The 20397-nt window shown below is 69.4% G+C and carries 18 protein-coding genes; 11 read left to right on the top strand and 7 right to left on the bottom strand.

Annotated features, from left to right (window positions below; translation table 11 throughout):
* Positions 1-2: 2 nt before the first annotated feature.
* On the top strand, positions 3-1220 hold the full coding sequence (locus tag MTBUT4_RS01195) for an MFS transporter (protein WP_217424086.1): 1218 nt from the start codon (positions 3-5) through the stop codon (positions 1218-1220).
* Positions 1221-1399: 179 nt separating this feature from the next.
* Here MTBUT4_RS01195 and MTBUT4_RS01200 read toward each other — a convergent pair whose 3' ends face one another.
* The 7 genes from MTBUT4_RS01200 to MTBUT4_RS01230 all read right to left on the bottom strand — a co-directional run bounded on the left by MTBUT4_RS01200 (position 1400) and on the right by MTBUT4_RS01230 (position 6839).
* Positions 1400-2866, bottom strand: a complete 1467-nt coding sequence (locus tag MTBUT4_RS01200; protein ID WP_254434689.1) for a M48 family metalloprotease — start codon at positions 2864-2866, stop codon at positions 1400-1402.
* Positions 2867-3040: 174 nt separating this feature from the next.
* On the bottom strand, positions 3041-3343 hold the full coding sequence (locus tag MTBUT4_RS01205; protein ID WP_173977837.1) for a hypothetical protein: 303 nt from the start codon (positions 3341-3343) through the stop codon (positions 3041-3043).
* Entirely contained in the window at positions 3340-3654 is a 315-nt protein-coding gene (locus MTBUT4_RS01210; RefSeq protein WP_173977838.1) for a hypothetical protein, read from the bottom strand. The genes MTBUT4_RS01205 and MTBUT4_RS01210 overlap by 4 nt, the downstream gene beginning before the upstream one ends.
* A 103-nt stretch (positions 3655-3757) precedes the next feature.
* Complete coding sequence (locus MTBUT4_RS01215; protein WP_173977839.1) at positions 3758-4375, bottom strand: hypothetical protein; 618 nt, start codon at positions 4373-4375, stop codon at positions 3758-3760.
* A gap of 73 nt (positions 4376-4448) precedes the next feature.
* Positions 4449-5459: an alpha/beta hydrolase gene (locus MTBUT4_RS01220; protein WP_173977840.1), complete on the bottom strand. Its 1011-nt coding sequence runs from the start codon at positions 5457-5459 to the stop codon at positions 4449-4451.
* Positions 5460-5520: 61 nt separating this feature from the next.
* A complete protein-coding gene (gene queC, locus MTBUT4_RS01225; RefSeq protein ID WP_173977841.1) occupies positions 5521-6300 on the bottom strand; it encodes a 7-cyano-7-deazaguanine synthase QueC in 780 nt (259 codons plus the stop codon).
* A complete protein-coding gene (locus tag MTBUT4_RS01230) occupies positions 6297-6839 on the bottom strand; it encodes an aspartate 1-decarboxylase (RefSeq protein WP_173977842.1) in 543 nt (180 codons plus the stop codon). The genes queC and MTBUT4_RS01230 overlap by 4 nt, the downstream gene beginning before the upstream one ends.
* A 188-nt stretch (positions 6840-7027) precedes the next feature.
* Here MTBUT4_RS01230 and MTBUT4_RS01235 point away from each other — a divergent pair, with 188 nt between their 5' ends.
* The 10 genes from MTBUT4_RS01235 (at position 7028) to lpdA (ending at position 20229) form a co-directional block, all read left to right on the top strand.
* A complete protein-coding gene (locus MTBUT4_RS01235) occupies positions 7028-7714 on the top strand; it encodes a DUF2786 domain-containing protein (RefSeq protein WP_173977843.1) in 687 nt (228 codons plus the stop codon).
* A gap of 33 nt (positions 7715-7747) precedes the next feature.
* Positions 7748-8584 carry a diaminopimelate epimerase gene (gene dapF / locus MTBUT4_RS01240; protein ID WP_173977844.1) on the top strand — a complete coding sequence of 279 codons (837 nt, stop codon included), beginning with the start codon at positions 7748-7750 and terminating at the stop codon, positions 8582-8584.
* Positions 8585-8684: 100 nt separating this feature from the next.
* Entirely contained in the window at positions 8685-9920 is a 1236-nt protein-coding gene (mtaB, locus tag MTBUT4_RS01245; RefSeq protein WP_256367201.1) for a tRNA (N(6)-L-threonylcarbamoyladenosine(37)-C(2))-methylthiotransferase MtaB, read from the top strand.
* A gap of 81 nt (positions 9921-10001) precedes the next feature.
* On the top strand, positions 10002-10994 hold the full coding sequence (gene ftsY / locus MTBUT4_RS01250; RefSeq protein WP_173977846.1) for a signal recognition particle-docking protein FtsY: 993 nt from the start codon (positions 10002-10004) through the stop codon (positions 10992-10994).
* Between the two features lie 340 nt (positions 10995-11334).
* The gene (gene mdh / locus MTBUT4_RS01255) at positions 11335-12297 is read left to right on the top strand and encodes a malate dehydrogenase (RefSeq protein WP_173977847.1); all 963 of its coding nucleotides are present in this window, start codon (positions 11335-11337) and stop codon (positions 12295-12297) included.
* Positions 12298-12328: 31 nt separating this feature from the next.
* Positions 12329-13525 carry an ADP-forming succinate--CoA ligase subunit beta gene (gene sucC, locus MTBUT4_RS01260; RefSeq protein WP_173977848.1) on the top strand — a complete coding sequence of 399 codons (1197 nt, stop codon included), beginning with the start codon at positions 12329-12331 and terminating at the stop codon, positions 13523-13525.
* 2 nt (positions 13526-13527) lie between these two features.
* A complete protein-coding gene (sucD, locus tag MTBUT4_RS01265) occupies positions 13528-14403 on the top strand; it encodes a succinate--CoA ligase subunit alpha (RefSeq protein WP_173977849.1) in 876 nt (291 codons plus the stop codon).
* Positions 14404-14515: 112 nt separating this feature from the next.
* Positions 14516-17494, top strand: a complete 2979-nt coding sequence (locus MTBUT4_RS01270) for a 2-oxoglutarate dehydrogenase E1 component (RefSeq protein ID WP_173977850.1) — start codon at positions 14516-14518, stop codon at positions 17492-17494.
* A gap of 24 nt (positions 17495-17518) precedes the next feature.
* A complete protein-coding gene (gene odhB / locus MTBUT4_RS01275) occupies positions 17519-18715 on the top strand; it encodes a 2-oxoglutarate dehydrogenase complex dihydrolipoyllysine-residue succinyltransferase (RefSeq protein WP_173977851.1) in 1197 nt (398 codons plus the stop codon).
* Positions 18716-18834: 119 nt separating this feature from the next.
* A complete protein-coding gene (gene lpdA / locus MTBUT4_RS01280; RefSeq protein WP_173977852.1) occupies positions 18835-20229 on the top strand; it encodes a dihydrolipoyl dehydrogenase in 1395 nt (464 codons plus the stop codon).
* Positions 20230-20397 lie beyond the last annotated feature (168 nt).

Below are 20397 nucleotides of genomic sequence, written 5' to 3' on the forward strand. Positions count from 1 at the left end.
CGGTGCGCCGCCCGGTCTGGCTGTCGCCGGCCGTCCTCGTCATCTTCGCCGCCGGGGCGACGATGATGAGCGTCTCCATGGGCTCGCGCCAGGCCCAGGGGCTGCTGATGGGGCCGCTGTCGGACGAACGCGGCTGGCCGCTGGCCACCTTCTCGCTGGCGGTGGCCCTGCACAACCTGCTGTGGGGCGCCTTCCAGCCCTTCACCGGGGCCGCCGCCGACCGCTTCGGCGCCGCCCGGGTGGCGGCCGTGGGCGCGGTCTGCTTCGCCGCCGGCATGGCCCTGGTGGCCACGGGCGGCACCTTCGGCACCATCCTCGGCCTCGGGCTGGTCTCGGGCTTCGGCCTGGCTGCCACCAGCTTCGCGGTGGTGCTGGGTCCGGTCGGCCGCGCGGTGGCGCCCGAGCATCGCACCATCGCCATGGGAATCGGCTCGGCGCTGGGCTCGCTGGGCATGATGGCGATGATCCCGGTGGCGCAGGGACTGATCGGCGCCCTGGGGCCGACCGGCGCGGTCTGGGTGATGGCCGGCTTCTCCCTCGCCACGCTGCCCATGGCGCTGCTGCTGGCCAAGGGCGAGCGCATGGCCGGTGCCGCCGCCGTCGCCGCCGGCCAGAGCATGGCCGAGGCGTTGCGCGAAGCCTGGGGGCACAAGGGTTTCCGCCTGCTCACCGCCGGCTTCTTCGTCTGCGGCTTCCAGGTCGCCTTCATCGGCGTCCACCTGCCCGGCTATCTGGCGCTGTGCGGCATGAGCCAGGGGGCGGGCGCCACCGCGCTGTTCACCATCGGCATCTTCAACGTCGCCGGCACCGTCCTGATGGGCCGCGCCGCCCAGCGCTGGCGGCCGAAATTCGTCCTGTCCGCCCTCTATCTCGGGCGCGCGGTGGTGACGTTGCTGTTCGTGCTGGGACCGAAGACCGAGATCACGCTGCTGGCCTTCGCCGCCGCCATCGGCCTGATGTGGCTGTCCACCGTGCCGCCCACCACCGGCCTGATCGCCTGCGTCTTCGGCCCGCGCTACCTCGGCATGCTGTTCGGGGTGGTGTTCTTCTCGCACCAGGTCGGCGCCTTCCTGGGGGCCTGGCTGGGCGGGGTGATCTATGACGCGACATTGTCCTACGACGCCATGTGGATGGTCACCATGGCCCTGGGCATCTTCGCCGCCCTGGTCCACCTGCCGATCCGCGACGAGTCCCTGCGGGTGCCGGCGGCGGCGGGGTGAGGGTTCGGTTCGTCGCCAATTCGCCGGACGTTCAGTCGGACGCCACCACCCGTCGTTCCCGCGCAGGCGGGAACCCAGGAGTCGCGGAGAGGGTGTCGGTGCACCCCTGGATCCCCGCCTTCGCGGGGATGACGGGCACGGCAAGCGGCTTCCCCGCCATTCCGGGATGAGCCGAGGATTTACACCACCAGCTTGATGCGCTGGCCCGGCTGCGGCTGCCGGCCCTCGTCGAGGCCGTTCAGCGCCCGCAGCGTCTCGGCCCGCCAGTCCGGCAGCGCCATGCGCTCGGCCAGGCGTTCCACCGTGTCGCCGGGGGCGGCCCGCACCACCTTGAGCCGCAACGGGCGGATGCCGGTGCGCTCGTCCTCGCCCAGGCGGCGGAAGCTGTAGGTGGTGCGCCGCAACGCCTCGCCCAGCCGGGCGGTGCGCCCGGGCGGGGTGACGAAGGTGAAGCGGTAGAGGCTGTCCTGGTCGAAGCGGATGGCCACCAGCCGGATATCGACCTGGCCCTGGCGGGTGCGGCCCTGGGTCGAGGCGGTGGCGGCGGCCATGCCGTTGATGTCGATCCGTTCGGCCCCCGACAGCCGGGCGCGCGGCATCCACACCCGGGTGAGGTAGCCCAGCATGTCGCTGCCGCTGCCCTTGGCGGCGGCGCCGTCGAAGACGATCAGCGCGCCGCTGCCGTCGCGCGCCGTCACCGCCCGGGTGCCGTTGGTCATGCGGAAGCCCTCCGGCACCTCGAAGCGGAAGCCGTCGGGATGCAGGAAGGCCTGCCGCCGCACCACCCCCTGCGCCGGGCTGTCGCCGTAGATCATGCCGTCGATGCGGTCGAGCAGGGTGTCGGTGCCCAGCGCCCCCTGGGGCGGCGCCCCCAGCGCCTCGGCCATGGCCGCCTCGACGCGGTCGCGGGTGCGCGGGTGCGAGGCCATGAAGTCGAACTGGTCGATGCTGTCGGGCGAGCGGCCGGCCATCATGGCCTCCAGCCGCGCCTGGTCGCGCAGCTTGTCCAGCATCGAGGCCATGGCATGGGCATCCCAGCCGGCCTTCGCCAGATAGCGGAAGCCGAGATGGTCGGCCTCCAGCTCCTGCTCGCGCGAGAAACTCTGCAGATAGGCCGCCGCGCCCAGCTGGGCGAGGTCGGCCACCCCCGGGGTGCCGACCACCGCCCCCAGGATGCCGGCCAGCAGGCCGGTGGCCTGGGCCTGGCTGACCCGCTGGGCGGTGTGGCGGCCCAGCACGTGGCCGATCTCGTGGCCGACCACCCCGGCCAGCTCGGCCTCGTTGGCGGTCAGCGCCATCAGCCCGCGGGTGACGTAGATGTAGCCGCCGGGCAGCGCCATGGCGTTGACGACGGGGCTGTCCAGCACGGTGAAGCGGAACTCGGCCTCGGGGGTCTCGCACACCCGCACCAGCCGCTGGCCGAGGCCGGCGACATAGGCCTGCACCGCCGGGTCGTCGTAGGCGCCGCCGAATTCCCGGATGATCTGGGGATGGGTGTCGGCGCCGATCTTGCTCTCGTCATCGGCGGACAGCAGGTTGAATCCGGACCGGCCGGTGCCGGGGGCGACCTGGCAGCCGGTCAGGGCGGGCAGCAGGGCGCCGGCGGCGAGGCCGGCCATGGCTTGGCGTCGGGACAGGTTGATCATGGAGACGCATCCGCAGCGGTCAGATGCGCATCAGGATAAAACGACTCTCGGGCGAAACAAGGGCGAGATGGTAATCAGCCGCCATTGCGGCGGCGGCCAAGCGCGCGGACGCGCGCGCCCGGCGAGGGCGAAATCAAACGATGCCAACCATCCTTTTCCAAAGGACGGTTGGCATTATTCCGGCCGCCCCATCAGCTGGTCGGGGGTGCGCAGCGACGGCGTCCGGTAGCCGCTTTGGGGGCGGGCGTTCTGGTCGCGCATGGTGCGGCGGGTGGAGTCCAGGGTGGCGCGGCCCTTGGCCGGGTCGTCGCGGCACTGCCGCTGGGCGGTGCCCAGGGCGCGCCGGTTGCTGGCGGTGTCGCCCGGTTTCCCCTGCATGGCCTGGCCCAGGCGGTTGGCTTCGGGCGTGCAGTCGGCGCCCGAAGCGGGCGCCGACGTCATCATCATCACGACGAAAAGCACGGCGACGGCAATCACTGGGATCCGCTCTCCTCGGCATCCCAGGGCGTGCTGGCGGTCTGCTCGCTTTCCATCCCCAGCTCGCCGCGCAGGCGCGACAGGGTGATTTGCCCCAGCTGGGTCTGGCCGTGGCACTGGCTGCTGGCGATGTCGAGACGGCGCTCGGCGTCGCGCACCGCCTCGGGCGACAGGCGGTCACGCACCTGGTCGAGCTCCCTGGCTGTCCGTTCGACGTCCTTCTGGCAGACGATCCGGCCGGTTTCCTGGGCCACGGCGGCGACCGGCCCCAGGGCCAGCGCCGCCATCACGGCGGTTGCAATCAGGCGCATCGGTTCCTCCCACATGTCGCGCCGCGGCCGCCTGCCGCAGCATCCCGGTGGCACAGATGGCGGCGGCGGCGGGCGGCCGGTAGACACGCAGGAGGGGAAAGCGTCAGCGTGCCGCCATCGCCTCGAACTGGCGGCCGTATTCGGCCCGCACCGAGGCCTCGGCGGCCGGCCAGCGCTCGGGCGGCAGGGTGCCGGCGCTCTGGCCGCCCATGCCCGACAGCGCCTGGGCGCAGACCCAGTCGGGCGCGATGGTGTGGGCGAACAGGTCGCTCCGCGCCAGCGCCCGGCGGCCGGCGGCGGCGAACTCGGCCGGATGGGCCTGGCCGTAGCGGGCCACCGGCGCCGCCTGGCGGGCCAGGCCCGAGACGGCGCGCCGGGCGGTGGCGTCGCGGCAGCGGGCGGCGTCGTACTGGCCGCGAATCAGCGCCACCGCGTACCATTCCAGCGCCCGCTCGGCTTCGCCCAGGGCCAGCAGCCGGCGCGACAGGTCGAACAGGAAGCCCGAGGACAGCGCCCGCTGGTGGTCCTCCTCCCAGGCGACCACGGCGCCGTCATGGGTTGGCCCCAGGGTGGCGACGCGGCCATACAGCTGCGCCTGCTCCATCCAGTCGGCGGGCGGCGGCGAGGGCAGGTCGGGCTCGGCGCACAGGGCCGGCGTTGCGAACAGGAAAGGTGCTGCGAACAGAAAAGCGGCCAGCGCCGCGATGATCCGGCGTGTCATGAGGCTCCCTTCACCTGTCCCGGGCCAAGCCTAGACTCCCGCCGCTTCGCCGGCAAGCGCCGCCGGGCACGCCTCACGGGGCGAAGCTTTCCTCGAGGAAGCCGTGGACGGCCCGGAACAGGTGGTGCCGGTTCTTCTCCAGCAACAGGGTGTGGGTGGCCTCGCCGATCATCACGTAGCGTCGCACCGGCGCGCCGGTCAGGCGGGCGAACACCGACAGGCCCATGGCCGGCGGCGTCTCCATGTCCCATTCGCCCTGGACCACCAGGGTGGGGGCGCTGACCCGCTCGGGGTTCCACCACGGCTTGCCCGCCGCCCACGAGGCCAGGGTGTCGGCGACGGCGCCGTTGGGCACCTTGAGGGCGCCGTCCTCGGCCCGGGTGCCCAGCGCCGCCAGCCATGCCGTCATCCAGCCCTGGGGAATCAGGTCGCGGCGTTCCTTCTCGGGGACCTCGCGCAGCCAGCGCTCGCGCAGCCCGTCCAGCTTGACGGCGCGCCACGCCCCCAGCTTGGGCGCGTCGGCGGCCGCCACGTCGTCGCGCAGCCATTGCGGCGCATACAGCACCAGCCGCTCGACACGGTTGCTGGCCTCGCTGGCGTAGCGCCCGGCCAGGGTGGCGCCCCACGACCAGCCCACCAGCACCAGCCGCTCGACGCCGCGCCGCGACAGCACGAAATCCACCGCCTTGGAGACGTCGCGCAGCGCCACCATGCCGTCCACCGCCGGCCCGTGGGCCTCGGCCGCCCCGTTCATCTCGGGCGGCCGGGTCGACTTGCCGTAGCCGCGGATGTCGAGGGCATAGACGTCGTAGCCGCGCCGGGCCAGGAAATCCATCCAGCTGGTGCCGTCCAGCGCCAGGTCGAAGGTGGCGGCGCCGGGAAAGGTGGCGCCGTGCACGAACAGCACGGTGCGGCCGGGCTTGGCGTCGTAATAGTCCTCGGGATGCTTGTTGCGGATGTGAAGGAGGATGCCGTCGTCCTTGGCCTCGACCTGGAATTCCTCGGCCACCACGTTCGGGGCGGCGGCGGCCGGCAGCCCCCACAGGGCGAGCAGCACGCCCGCCGCGACCAACATCCACCGCATGCCCGCCATTCCCTTCCCGCCAACCTCGTGGCGGCCATGATGGGGCGGGCGGCGGGGGGTGTCAAAGGGTGTAGGCGGCCGGGTCGGTCAGGCCCGCCGCGGCGAAGCCCTTGAGGCGCAGGCGGCAGGCGTCGCAGCGGCCGCAGGCGCGGCCCATGGGGTCGGGGTCGTAGCAACTGGAGGTGATGGCGTAATCCACCCCCAGTTCCACGCCGCGGCGGATGATCTCGGCCTTGGTCAGGTGAATCAGCGGCGTGTGCAGGGTGAGAGGGCGCCCCTCCACCGCCGCCTTGGTGGCCAGGTTGGCCATGCGCTCGAAGGCGGCGACATAGTCGGGGCGGCAATCGGGATAGCCGGAATAGTCCACCGCGTTGACGCCGATGAAGATGTCGGCGGCGTCCAGCACCTCGGCGAAGGCCAGGGCGAAGGACAGCATGATGGTGTTGCGGGCCGGGACATAGGTGATCGGGATGCCCGACGCCATCTCGCCCTCGTCGCGGTCCTTGGGCACGGCGATGTCGGCGGTCAGGGCCGAGCCGCCGAAGGCGCGCAGGTCGATGTCGGCCACCCGGTGCCCGGCCGCCCCCAATACCGCCGCCACCTTGGCGGCGCAGTCCAGCTCCGCCGCGTGGCGCTGGCCGTAGCGGAACGACAGCGCCCAGCAGGTGAAGCCCATGTCCTTCGCGATGGCCAGGGTGGTGGCGGAATCGAGCCCGCCGGATAGCAGGACGACGGCATTTCTTGTTTGCCCTCGCCGGGCGGGCGCATCCGCGCCCTTGGCCGCCGCCGCAATGGCGGCCGGGTCGGTCTCAGCACTTTGCTGATCCCCGACCCCGCTCATAACGAGAAGTGCGAGTTGACGAAGGAATCGATCTCGGCTTCGGCCCAGCCCTTGGCGGCCAAGTCGTCGCGCACGCTGGCGATATCGACATTGGGCCAGGTGTGGCAGGCCTCGACGGTGTGCTTGTCGGCATCCAGGATGCGGAAGTCGAAGGGCCGCGCCTCGCTCTGGTAGACGTCGTAATACAGCACCTGGTCCACCTGGTTGTCGGGCAGGAACGTCAGGATGCGCGGCTTCAGGGTATACAGCTCCTCGGGCCCCCTGATGTAGTCGGCGGCGGCGATGATCACCTCGTCGCCCAGCTGGCAGGTGCGCGCGGCGGCACCGTTCAGCACGCAGCAGCGCGAGCCGGGCTGGCCGAAGATGACGTAGGTGGAAATGCGCGCGCCCGAGTTCTTGTTCCAGATCTCGACGAATTCCATGGGGTAGATGCCGGCCAGGGCGCATTGCTCGGGATCGAGGGTGATCGAGCCGTGGTAGTTGAGGTCGGCGCTGGTGACGCGGATGCCGTGCAGCTTGGCGCGGATGACTTTCATCATGGGCGGGGCATCATAGGGGGAATGGTCCGGACAGCTTTGGTTGCGCCGCACATAGACCCAAAGCGGGCGCGAAGGCAATGGATTCTTGAGACAATTCTGTCACCGGCGCGAAAGTTTTCATTGCTTTCCCGAGTCGTGCGACTCAGTATCTCGGGGTTGATTCCCGGCTGACCCACGAGATTTGGCGGATGGACGTCCAGAAGCTTGCCAAGGTGCTGGCCCTGGCCGCCTCGGACAACGAGTCCGAGGCGCTGCACGCTTTGCGCACCGCCAAGCGCCTGCTGGACGGGCACGGCGCCGATTTCGTCGAGCTGTCCCGCCGCCTCGCCGAAAGCGGCCCGCCCAGCGGCGAGACCGAGGCCTTGGAGGACGCGGTCTTCGACCTGCGCAACGAAATCCGCCACCTGAGGGCCGAGAACGAGCGGCTGCGCCAGGGCCGCGCCACGGTGCCCGGTGCCGACGCCCCCAGCTTCATGGATGCCGCCAAGGACGCCGCCGCCGCCATCCGCCTGCGTGCCGAGCTGGCCGACCGCGCCGAGGAACTGGACGCCGCGCGCACCGAGCTGTTGCGCCTGAAGGCGCACGAGGCGACCATGCGCGAGCAGTTCCGCGAGGCGCTGTCCGAGGCGGGACGCCTGGGGGTGCGCCTGTCCGAGGCGGAAACCCGGCGCCAGCGCCTGGAGGCCGAGAACCGCCGCCTCACCCACGCCAACCACGCGCTGACCGTCGAACTGAACGAGATCAGGAGCGAACGCGGCCGCCTGGCCGCCGAACTGGTCGCCGTCGAGACCCGCCAGGACGCCGCCGGCAAGACCGCCCGGCGCCCGACCAAGCGCCGGGCCAAGGCGGGACAGGCCCAATACGCGCTGCTATAGACTTGGCCGCCGTACAGCCCATATAACGCCGGGATGCAGAACGGCCACCCCTTCCTCAAGATGCACGGCCTGGGCAACGACTTCGTCGTGCTCGACGCCCGCGGCCGCGACCTCGGCCTGACCCCCGAACGGGTGCGCGCCGTCGCCGACCGCCACACCGGCATCGGCTGCGACCAGCTGATCGTGGTCGAGGCGGCGCGCTCCGCCGTCTCCGACGCCTGGATGACCATCTACAATCCCGATGGCTCCGAGGCCGGGGCCTGCGGCAACGCCACCCGCTGCGTCGCCTGGCTGCTGATGGAGGACTCGGGGCGCGACAAGGTGGTGATCGAGACCCGGGCCGGCCTGCTCGACGCCGAGCGGCGCGGCGAGCGGCTGGTGGCGGTGGACATGGGGCCGGCGCGGCTGGACTGGCGCGACATTCCCCTCGCCGAGCCGGTGGACACCCTGCATCTCGGCATCACCGCGGGGCCGCTGGCCGACCCGGTGGCGGTCAGCATGGGCAATCCGCACGCGGTGTTCTTCGTCGACGATGCCGAGGCGGTGGACCTGGCGGCGCTGGGGCCGGGGCTGGAACGCCACCCCCTGTTCCCCGAGCGCGCCAACATCGAGATCGCCCAGGTGCTGGAGCCGGGACGCATCCGCATGCGGGTGTGGGAACGCTCGGCGGGCATCACCATGGCCTGCGGCTCGGGCGCCTGCGCCACCCTGGTGGCGGCGGCGCGGCGCGGCCTGAGCGGCCGCCAGGCCGAGATCGTTCTGGACGGCGGCACCCTGGCCATCGAATGGCTGCGCGACGACCACGTGCTGATGACCGGACCGGTGGCGCTGGTCGCCTCGGGGCGGCTGGGGCCGGACCTGCTGGCGTGAACGCGGTTCCGCCCCCCACCCAACCCTCCCCCGCAAGGGGGGAGGGCTTGCACATCCCCCTCCCCCCTTGCGGGGGAGGGTTGGGGTGGGGGGGCGCCCGGTGACCCGGATCCTGACTTTCGGCTGCCGCCTCAACGCCTATGAATCCGAGGTGATGCGCGAGCATGCCAAGGCTGCCGAGGATGGGGTCGAGACCATCATCGTCAATACCTGCGCCGTCACCGCCGAGGCCGAGCGCCAGGCCCGCCAGGCCATCCGCAAGGCGCGGCGCGCCCATCCCGAGGCCCGCATCGTGGTGACCGGCTGCGCCGCCCAGATCCGGCCCGAGACCTTCGCCGCCATGCCCGAGGTCGACCAGGTGCTGGGCAATGCCGACAAGATGGCGGCCGACGCCTTCATCGCGCCGGCCCCGGAGCGCATCGTCGTCTCCGACATCATGCAGGTGCGCGAAACCGCCGGGCATCTGGTGTCCGGCTTCGAGGCCCGGGCCCGGGCCTTCGTCGAGGTGCAGCAGGGCTGCGACCACCGCTGCACCTTCTGCGTCATCCCCTTCGGCCGCGGCCCCAACCGCTCGGTGCCCATGGGCCGGGTGGTGGAGCAGATCCGCGACCTGGCCGCCCAGGGCTTCGCCGAGGTGGTGCTGACCGGGGTCGACATCGCCTCGTATGGCGGCGACCTGCCCGGCCGGCCGCGCCTCGGCCAGCTGGTGCGCAAGATCCTGGCGCTGGTGCCCGACTTGCCGCGCCTGCGCCTGTCCTCCCTCGATCCGGTGGAGCTGGATGCCGACCTGCTGGCGGCGGTGGCGGAAGACGATCGGCTGATGCCGCACTTCCACCTGTCGGTGCAGGCCGGCGACGACCTCATCCTCAAGCGCATGAAGCGCCGTCATTCCCGCGCCGACGTGCTGCGCCTGGCGCAACGGCTGCGGGATCTGCGCGGCGACGTGGCGCTGGGGGCCGATTTCATCGCCGGTTTCCCCACCGAGGACGATGCCATGTTCCGCCGCACCCTCGACCTGGTGGACGAGGCCGGGCTGACCCATCTGCACGTCTTCCCCTTCAGCCCGCGGCCCGGCACCCCGGCGGCCAGGCTGAAGCGGGTGCCGGGCGACGTGGTCAAGGAGCGCGCCGCTGCGCTCCGGGCCAGGGGCGAGACCGCCATGGCCGCCTTCCTGGCGGCCCGTATCGGCCGCCCGGCGCGGGTGCTGCTCGAGGATGACGGACGCGGCTTCTGCGAGCATTATCTGCCGGTACGGGTGGCGGGCGAGGCCGGCCGGGTGGTGACGGTGCGGATCAAAGCCGTCGAGGGTGGGGTTTTGGTTGCTGATGCCATCTAATCACTCGTCATCGCCGGGCTTGACCCGGCGATCCATGGATGCCCGGGTCAAGCCCGGGCATGACGGCAGAGGGAAAGCGCGATGAGCCTGTTCGGTTTCGGCAAGAAGAAGGACGAAACGCCCGCGCCCGCGCCCGCGCCCGAGCCGGTGCCGGAGAAGGAGGGCTGGTTCGCCCGCCTGAAGGGCGGGCTGGCGAAATCATCGTCCCGCCTGACCACCGGCATCGGCGACCTGTTCACCAAGCGCAAGCTCGACGACGAGGCGCTGGAGGAACTGGAGGAGTTGCTTATCACCGCCGATCTCGGCCTCGCCACCGCCCAGCGGGTGACCCGGCGCCTGGCCCGGACCCGCTTCGGCCAGGACGTCGATGCCGAGGATATCCGGGCCGCCCTGGCCGAGGAGATGGCCGAGATCCTGACCCCGGTGGCGCAGCCGCTGGCGCCCGATTTCAGCCGCAAGCCGCATGTGGTGCTGGTGGTGGGCGTCAACGGCTCGGGCAAGACCACCACCATCGGCAAGCTGGCCAAGCAGTTCCGGGACGACGGCCGCTCGGTCACCCTGGCCGCCGGCGACACCTTCCGCGCCGCCGCGGTGGAGCAGCTCAAGGTGTGGGGCGAGCGCACCGGCTGCCCGGTGATCTGCCGCGACACCGGCGCCGACGCCGCCGGCCTGGCCTTCGACGCGGTGGCCGAGGCCCGGGCGCGGGGCGACGACCTGCTGTTCATCGACACCGCCGGGCGGCTGCAGAACAAGCAGGGGCTGATGGAGGAACTGGCCAAGGTGGTCCGCGTCATCAAGAAGCAGGACGAGACCGCGCCCCACGACGTGCTGCTGGTGCTCGACGCCACCGTCGGCCAGAACGCCCATTCCCAGGTCGAGGCGTTCAAGGACATGGTCGATGTCACCGGGCTGGTGCTGACCAAGCTGGACGGCACCGCCCGCGGCGGCGTGCTGGTGGCGCTGGCCGAGAGGTTCGGCCTGCCGGTGCACGCCATCGGCGTGGGCGAGCAGGCCGGTGACCTGCGGCCGTTCGCGGCGGAAGCCTTCGCCCGCTCCCTGGTTGGGCTGGGCTGACCCGATCGCGGGGTCCGGGGGTGGGTGCCGGGTGGGGAACCCGGCGGGAGCAAAACCGATCCCGCCCCCGGAACCTACCCTATTGGGGAGGGGAAATCCTGGCCGGGTAGGACATTTTCGAAGAACTCCAAAGGGTTAACCCGAAAGGGCTTCGAACGGTGCCGCAAGTCATAGGAAAACCGGCAATATCAAAAACTTCTAATGTTACGGGAAGGGAAGGCAAGGCCCTTGCCCTCAACGCCGAATCGGGTTACCAAAGCCTTTCACAGCCCCATGCTGCGCCGCACCGCGGCCCACCCTTTGGCACAGAATTCCGATCACCTTTCGAGGGATACCCATCATGGCACGCAAGAAGATCGCTCTCGTCGGTTCCGGCAACATCGGCGGCACGCTCGCCCACCTCATCGGCCTGAAGGAGCTGGGTGACGTGGTGATGTTCGACATCGCCGAGGGCATCCCCCAGGGCAAGGCCCTCGACATCCTGCAATCGACTCCGGTCGAGGGCGTGGATTGCCATTATTCGGGCGCCAACGACTATTCCGCCATCAAGGGTTCGGACGTGGTCATCGTCACCGCCGGCGTGCCCCGCAAGCCGGGCATGAGCCGCGACGATCTGGTCGGCATCAACCTCAAGGTCATGGAATCGGTGGGCAAGGGCATCAAGGACAATTGTCCCGACGCCTTCGTGATCTGCATCACCAACCCGCTCGACGTCATGGTGTGGGCGCTGCAGCACTTCTCGGGCGTGCCCGCCCACATGATCATCGGCATGGCCGGCGTGCTCGATTCGGCCCGCTTCCGCACCTTCCTGGCGGAGGAGTTCGGGGTGTCGGTAGCGGACGTCACCGCCTTCGTGCTGGGCGGCCACGGCGACACCATGGTGCCGCTGGTGCGCTATTCCACCGTCGCCGGCATTCCGCTGCCCGACCTGGTCAAGATGGGGTGGACCACCCAGGAGAAGCTGGACAAGATCGTCCAGCGCACCCGCGACGGCGGCGCCGAGATCGTCAACCTGCTGAAGACCGGTTCGGCCTTCTACGCCCCGGCCGCCTCGGGCATCCAGATGGCCGAAGCCTACCTCAAGGACCAGAAGCGGGTGCTGCCCTGCGCCAGCCTGGTCAAGGCCGGCACCTACGGCCAGCCCGACGACGTGTTCGTCGGCGTGCCGGTGGTCATCGGCGACAAGGGCGTCGAGAAGGTCATCGAGATCGAGCTGAACGCCGAGGAGCAGGCCGGCTTCAACAAGTCCGCCGACGCGGTGCGTGGCCTGATCAAGGTCGCAAAGGGCCTGATCGGCGCCTAAATACACTGTCGGGAAACGAGAGACCGAAGCCATGAACATCCACGAGTATCAGGGCAAGCAGCTTCTCGCCAGGTACGGCGTCGCCGTGCTGAAGGGCGGCGTCGCCTACACCCCGGCCGAGGCGATCCAGGTCGCCAAGGAGCTTGGCGGCCCAGTCTGGGTCGTCAAGTCGCAGATCCACGCCGGCGGCCGCGGCAAGGGCCGGTTCAAGGGCGACGAGTCCGGCAAGGGCGGCGTCCGGGTGGTGAAGGCGGTCGACGACGTCGCCGCCGCCGCCGATTCCATGCTGGGCAAGATCCTGGTCACCCACCAGACCGGCCCCGCCGGCAAGGAGGTGAAGCGGGTCTACATCGAGCAGGGCTGCGACATCCGCCGCGAGCTCTATCTCGGCATGCTGATCGACCGCGCCAGCAGCCGCGTCACCATCATGGCCTCGACCGAGGGCGGCATGGAGATCGAGGAGGTCGCCGCCAAGCACCCCGAGAAGATCCTGAAGGTCGCCATCGACCCGGTCCAGGGCTTCCAGCAGTACCACGGCCGCCAGCTCGCCTTCGGCCTCGGGCTCGAGGGCAAGCAGATCGGCGCCGCGGTCAAGTTCATGGCCGCCATGTACAAGGCGTTCATCGACCTCGACTGCTCCATCGTCGAGATCAATCCGCTGGTGGTCACCGGCGACGACCAGCTGATCGCCCTGGATGCCAAGGTCAACTTCGACGACAACGCGCTGTTCCGCCAAAAAGAGGTGGAAGAGATGCGCGACGAGTCGGAAGAGGACCCGGCCGAGCTGGAGGCGGCGCGCCACAGCCTCAACTACATCAAGCTGGACGGCTCCATCGGCTGCATGGTCAACGGCGCCGGCCTGGCCATGGCCACCATGGACATCATCAAGCTCTATGGCGGCGAGCCGGCCAACTTCCTCGACGTCGGCGGCGGCGCCACCAAGGAGCGCGTCACCACCGCCTTCAAGCTGATCCTGTCGGACGCCAACGTCGAAGGCATCCTGGTCAACATCTTCGGCGGCATCATGCGCTGCGACGTCATCGCCGAAGGCGTGGTCGCGGCGGCCCGCGAGGTGTCGCTGAACGTCCCGCTCGTGGTTCGCCTGGAAGGCACCAACGTCGAGCTGGGCAAGAAGATCATGGCCCAGTCGGGCCTGCCCATCATCGCCGCCGACAATTTGGCGGACGCCGCCGAAAAGGTGGTCAAGGCCGTGAAGGAGGCTGCGTAACCATGGCCGTTCTCGTCAACAAGGACACCAAGGTGATCTGCCAGGGCTTCACCGGCGCCCAGGGCACCTTCCACTCGGAACAGGCCATCGCCTACGGCACCAGGATGGTCGGCGGCGTCACCCCGGGCAAGGGCGGCACCAAGCACCTTGACCTGCCGGTGTTCAACACCGTCGCCGAGGCCAAGGCCGCCACCGGCTGCAATGCCAGCGTGATCTACGTGCCGCCGCCCTTCGCCGCCGACGCCATCCTCGAGGCCATCGACGCCGAACTGGACCTGGCGGTGTGCATCACCGAGGGCATTCCGGTCGCCGACATGCTGGCGGTCAAGCGCGCCCTGCAGGGCTCGAAGACCCGGCTGGTCGGCCCCAACTGCCCCGGCGTCATCACCCCCGGCGAATGCAAGATCGGCATCATGCCGGGCCACATCCACCAGCGCGGCAAGATCGGCATCGTGTCGCGCTCGGGCACCCTGACCTACGAGGCGGTGGCGCAGACCACCGCCGCCGGACTGGGCCAGAGCACCTGCATCGGCATCGGCGGCGATCCCATCAACGGGACCAACTTCGTCGACTGCCTGGACCTGTTCCTGGCCGATCCCGAGACCCAGGCGATCATCATGATCGGCGAGATCGGCGGTTCGGCCGAGGAAGAGGCGGCCGAGTTCCTCACGGCCTCGAAGGTCAAGAAGCCGGTGGTCGGCTTCATCGCCGGCGTCACCGCCCCCCCGGGGCGCCGCATGGGCCATGCCGGCGCCATCATCTCGGGCGGCAAGGGGGATGCCGGCTCGAAGATGGAGGCCATGCGCTCGGCCGGCATCGTCGTGGCGGATTCGCCGGCGTCGCTGGGTTCGACCATGGTCAAGGTGCTGAAGGGATAGCACCCGCCCGGCCCGGGGTTCCGCAAGAGCTCCGGGCCGAGGCTTATCTGGGTTTTGCGCCGTGTGCCCACCAGTTGAGAGGGATGCGGGACCAACCCGCGTCAGCCCCCGCATGACGAAGCATTTCGACGAGTCCTCCTTCCTTACCGGCGGCAACGCCGTGTTCATTGCCGAGATCTACGCCCGCTACATCGAGGACCCCGCCTCGGTGGATGCCTCGTGGGTGCGCTTCTTCAGCGAGCTGAAGGACGAGGCCGGCGCCATCGCCCGCGACTTCAAGGGCACCGAATGGGCACCGCGCGACCTCAAGGTGGTCGGCGCCATCGACCCCGAGGCCGCCGCCGAGGCGGCGAAGAAGGCCAAGGAGGCCGCCGCCAAGGGCAAGGGCGCCAAGGCCGAGCCCGCCGCTGCCGCCGGCCTTTCGCCCGAGGAAAGCCGCAAGGCGGTGGTCGATTCCATCCGCGCCCTGATGATGATCCGCACCTACCGGGTGCGCGGCCACCTGGAGGCCGACCTCGACCCCCTCGGCCTGGCCGAGCGCGAGCCGCACCCCGAGCTGGACTACCGCTCCTACGGCTTCACCGACGCCGACCTCGACCGCCCCATCTTCATCGACAACGTGCTGGGCCTGGAAACCGCCACCCTGCGCCAGATCGTCCAGGTGGTCCGCGCCACCTATTGCGGCAAGATCGGCGTCGAGTTCATGCACATCCAGGACCCCGACCAGAAGGCCTGGATCCAGCGCCGCATCGAATCGGTGCGCAACCAGACCGACTTCACCGAGCGCGGCAAGAAGGCCATCCTGCAGCGCCTGGTCGAGGCCGAGGGCTTCGAACGCTTCCTGCAGCTGAAGTATACCGGCACCAAGCGCTTCGGCCTGGAGGGCGGCGAATCGGTGATCCCGGCCCTCGAGCAGATCCTCAAGCGCGGCAGCCAGCTGGGGCTGCAGGACGTGGTGGTGGGCATGGCCCATCGCGGCCGCCTCAACGTGCTGGCCAATTTCATGAAGAAGCCCTACCAGGCCATCTTCTCGGAATTCCAGGGCAACCCGGCCAATCCGTCGGACGTCCAGGGCTCGGGCGACGTCAAGTACCACCTGGGCACCTCGGCCGACCGCGACTTCGACGGCAACGTCGTGCACCTCAGCCTGCAGGCCAATCCCTCGCATCTCGAGGTGGTCGATCCGGTGGTGGTCGGCAAGGTCCGCGCCAAGCAGACCCAGATGGGCGACACCGAGCGGTCCAAGGTGATGGCCATCCTGCTGCACGGCGACGCCGCCTTCGCCGGCCAGGGCGTGGTGCCCGAGACCATGCTGCTGTCCCAGCTGAAGGGCTACGCCACCGGCGGCACCATCCACATCATCGTCAACAACCAGATCGGCTTCACCACCGCCCCGCAATATTCCCGCTCCGGCCCCTATTCGTCGGACATCGCCAAGGGGGTGCAGGCGCCCATCTTCCACGTCAACGCCGACGATCCCGAATCGGTGGTCCACGTCGCCCGCATCGCCACCGAGTTCCGCCAGGAATTCAAGACCGACGTGGTCATCGACATGATCTGCTACCGCCGCCACGGCCACAACGAGGCGGACGAGCCGGCCTTCACCCAGCCGCTGATGTACCGCAAGATCGCCAGCCATCCGACCACCCGCGCCGTCTATGCCCGCAAGCTGGTGGCCGAGGGCACCATGACCGAGGCCGAGGCCGACGGCATGGTCACCGACTTCCAGGAGGCCCTGGAGAAGGAGTTCGAGGCCGCCAAGTCGTTCAAGCCCAACAAGGCCGACTGGCTGGAGGGGCGCTGGCAGGGCCTGGCGCAGCTGGCCGAGGAGGAGGAGTACCGCGAGGAATACACCGGTTGCACCGAGGAGATGCTGAAGGAGGTCGGCACCAAGCTGGCCGAGGTGCCCGAGGGCCTCAACGTCAACCGCAAGATCGTCCGCCAGCTCCAGGCCAAGAAGGAGATGATGGACACCGGTGCCGGAATCGACTGGGCCACGGCGGAAGCGCTCGCCTTCGGCACCCTGCTGCTGGAGAACCACCGGGTCCGCCTGTCGGGCCAGGATTGCGGCCGCGGCACCTTCTCGCACCGCCACGCCCGCCTGATCGACCAGGAGAACGAGGCCCGCTACGAGCCGCTCAATCACATCCGCCCGGGCCACCAGGCGGAATTCGAGGTCATCGATTCGCCGCTGTCGGAAGAGGCGGTGCTGGGCTTCGAATACGGCTATTCCCTGGCCGAGCCGCTGGGGCTGACCCTGTGGGAAGGCCAGTTCGGCGATTTCGCCAACGGCGCCCAGGTGATCATCGACCAGTTCATCAGCTCGGGCGAGTCCAAGTGGCTGCGCATGTCGGGCCTGGTGATGCTGCTGCCCCACGGCTACGAAGGCCAGGGGCCGGAACATTCCTCGGCCCGCTGGGAACGCTATCTGCAGCAATCGGCCGAGGACAATTGGTCGGTCTGCAACATCACCACCCCGGGCAACTACTTCCATGCCCTGCGGCGCCAGCTCCACCGCAACTTCCGCAAGCCGCTGGTGATCATGAGCCCGAAATCGCTGCTGCGGCACAAGCTCTGCGTCTCGCCGCTGGCCTCGATGCTCACCGGCTCGCGCTTCTACCGCGTGCTGGCCGAGACCGAGCGCCTGGTGCCCGACACCAAGATCCGCCGGGTCATCCTGTGCTCGGGCAAGGTCTATTACGACCTGTTCGAGGAGCGGGCCAAGCGCGAGATCAACGACGTCGCCCTCATCCGGGTCGAGCAGCTCTATCCCTGGCCCAAGGACGCCATCAAGAAGGAGCTGGCCCGCTACCCCGAGGCCGATCTGGTGTGGGTGCAGGAGGAACCGGCCAACATGGGGCCGTGGACCTTCGTCGATCGCCGCATCGAGTTCCTGTGCGAGGAACTGGAGATCAAGGCCAGGCGCGCCGCCTATTGCGGCCGCCGGGCCGCCGCCTCGCCGGCCACCGGCCTCTACAAGACCCATAACTTCGAGCAGAACTGGATCGTCGAGAACGCGCTGGTCGGAGACATCTCGGTCTTCCCGCAGCCGTTCCGCCGCGCCTCCAAGCTCTCCCGCCTGACCGCCTAGGATCCTTCCGAAGGAACGCCCCAAATGACGACCAAGATCACGGTGCCCAGCCTGGGCGAATCCATCACCGAAGCCACCGTCGCCAAGTGGCTGAAGAATGTCGGCGACGCGGTCAAGGCGGACGAGCCGATCGTCGAGCTGGAGACCGACAAGGTCACCGCCGAGGTGCCCGCCCCGGCCGCCGGCGTGCTGGCCGAGATCCTGGTCGCCGCCGGCGAGACCGTCGGCATCGGTACCGAGCTGGGGGTGATCGGCGCCGGTACCGGCGCCGCAGCGGCGCCCAAGGCCGAGGCCAAGCCCGCCGCTGCCGCCCCGGCTCCGGCTCCGGCTCCGGCCGCCGCCGCTCCCGCCGCCATGCCCTCGGCCAAGAAGGTCGCCGCCGATGCCGGTATCGACACCGCCGCCCTCGCCGGCACCGGCAAGGGCGGGCGGGTGACCAAGGGCGACGTGCTGGAAGCCATCGCCACTCCTGCCCCCAAGCCGGCCCCGGCGGCCCCTTCCGGCCCCAGGCCCAAGGCGATGCTGGAAGAGCGGGTGCGCATGACCCGCTTGCGCAAGCGCATCGCCGAGCGCCTGAAGGAGGCGCAGAACACCGCCGCCATGCTGACCACCTTCAACGAGGTGGACATGACCGCACTGTTCGCGGTGCGCAACCAGTACAAGGACAATTTCGAGAAGAAGCACGGGGCCAAGCTGGGCTTCATGTCGTTCTTCGTGAAGGCCTGCATCTCCGGCCTCAAGGACTGGCCGGCGGTCAACGCCGAGATCGACGGCGACGACATCGTCTACAAGAACTACTACGACATCGGTGTCGCCGTGGGCACGCCCTCGGGCCTGGTGGTGCCGGTGCTGAAGGGTGCCGACCAGATGAGCTTCGCCGACGTCGAGAAGACCATCGGCGAGCTGGGCAAGCGCGCCCGCGACGGCAAGCTCAGCATGGACGAGCTGACGGGCGGCACCTTCACCATCTCCAACGGCGGCGTCTACGGCTCGCTGATGAGCACGCCCATCCTCAACCCGCCGCAATCGGCCATCCTGGGGATGCACAAGGTGCAGCCGCGCCCGATGGTGATGCCCGACGGCAAGATCGAGGCGCGCCCGATGATGTACCTGGCGCTGTCCTACGACCACCGCATCATCGACGGCCGCGAGGCGGTCAGCTTCCTGGTGCGCGTCAAGGAATGCATCGAGGACCCGCAGCGCATCCTGCTGGAGATGTAGGCAAAACAATTTAACCACAAAGACACAAAGGCACGAAGAAAAGCAGGAAGAGATTTTTTCTTCGTGTCCTTTGTGTCTTTGTGGTGAAGAATTTCTATTTCTAAGAAGGCGTCAAATCAATGTCCGACACTTCCTTCGACGTTGTTGTCATCGGCGGCGGCCCCGGCGGTTACGTCTGCGCCATCCGCGCCGCCCAGCTGGGCCTGAAGGTGGCCTGCGTCGAGAAGCGCGGCGCGCTGGGGGGCACCTGCCTCAATGTCGGCTGCATCCCGTCCAAGGCGCTGTTGACGGCCTCGCATCATTACGAGGCCGCCGGGCACGAGATGGGCGCCTTCGGCGTCAAGGTGGGCAAGCTCGACCTCGATCTGGCCGCCATGATGGGCCACAAGGACAAGGTGGTCGCCGACAACACCAAGGGCATCGAGTTCCTGTTCAAGAAGAACAAGGTGACCTACATCGTCGGCGCCGGCTCCATCCCCGCCGCCGGCAAGGTGGCGGTGGGCGACACCGTGTACGACGCCAAGGCCATCGTCATCGCCACCGGCTCCGACGTCACCCCGCTGCCCGGCGTCGAGATCGACGAGGAGGTCATCGTCTCCTCCACCGGCGCCCTGGCCCTGCCCAAGGTGCCGAAATCCATGGTGGTGATCGGCGGCGGCGTCATCGGCCTGGAACTGGGCACGGTGTGGCGCCGCCTGGGCACCCAGGTGACGGTGGTCGAGTACCTGGACAAGATCCTGCCGTTCAACGACGCGGAAGTGTCCAAGCAGATGCAGCGCATCCTGGGCAAGCAGGGCATGGCCTTCAAGCTCGGCACCAAGGTGACCAAGGCGGTGAAGAAGGGCCACCACGTCACCCTGACCTTGGAGCCGGCCGCCGGTGGCGAGGCGGAGGAAATCAAGGCCGACGTGGTCCTGGTGGCCATCGGCCGGCGTCCCTATACCGAGGGGCTGGGCCTGGACAAGGTCGGCGTGGCGATCAACCCCCGTGGCTTCGTCGAGGTCGATGGCCATTTCCGCACCTCGGTTGGCGGCATCTACGCCATCGGCGACGTGGTCGGCGGCGCCATGCTGGCCCACAAGGCCGAGGAGGAGGGCGTCGCCCTGGCCGAGCTGCTGGCCGGCCAGCACGGCCATGTCAATTACGACGCCATCCCGTCGGTGGTCTACACCTGGCCGGAAGTGGCCTCGGTGGGCAAGACCGAGGACCAGCTGAAAGCCGAGGGCATCGCCTACAAGGCCGGCAAGTTCCCCTTCACCGCCAACGGCCGGGCGCGGTCGATGAACGAGTCCGAGGGCTTCGTCAAGGTGCTGGCCGATGCCGCCTCCGACCGCATCCTCGGCGCCCACATCATCGGCGCCAATGCCGGCGACCTGATCGCCGAGCTGGTGCTGGCCATGGAATTCTCCGCCGCCGCCGAGGACGTCGCCCGCACCTCCCACGCCCATCCGGGGCTGGGCGAGGCGGTCAAGGAAGCCTGCCTGGCGGTGGACGGCCGGGCGCTGCATATCTGACGATGACCGATTTCCGCCATGGCCGGGCTTGACCCACGTCTGTCCGGTTTAGTTCTCGGCTGGCCAATGCCCCCTCGCCCGCCTGCGGGACCTTTGCGAAATCCGGGCCGGGGACGCCTAATCCTTCGAGACAGCCCTACGGGCTTCCTCAGGATGAGGCTTAGAGCG

Source organism: Magnetospirillum sp. UT-4 (genome assembly GCF_902729435.1).
Classification (GTDB): Bacteria; Pseudomonadota; Alphaproteobacteria; order Rhodospirillales; family Magnetospirillaceae; genus Magnetospirillum.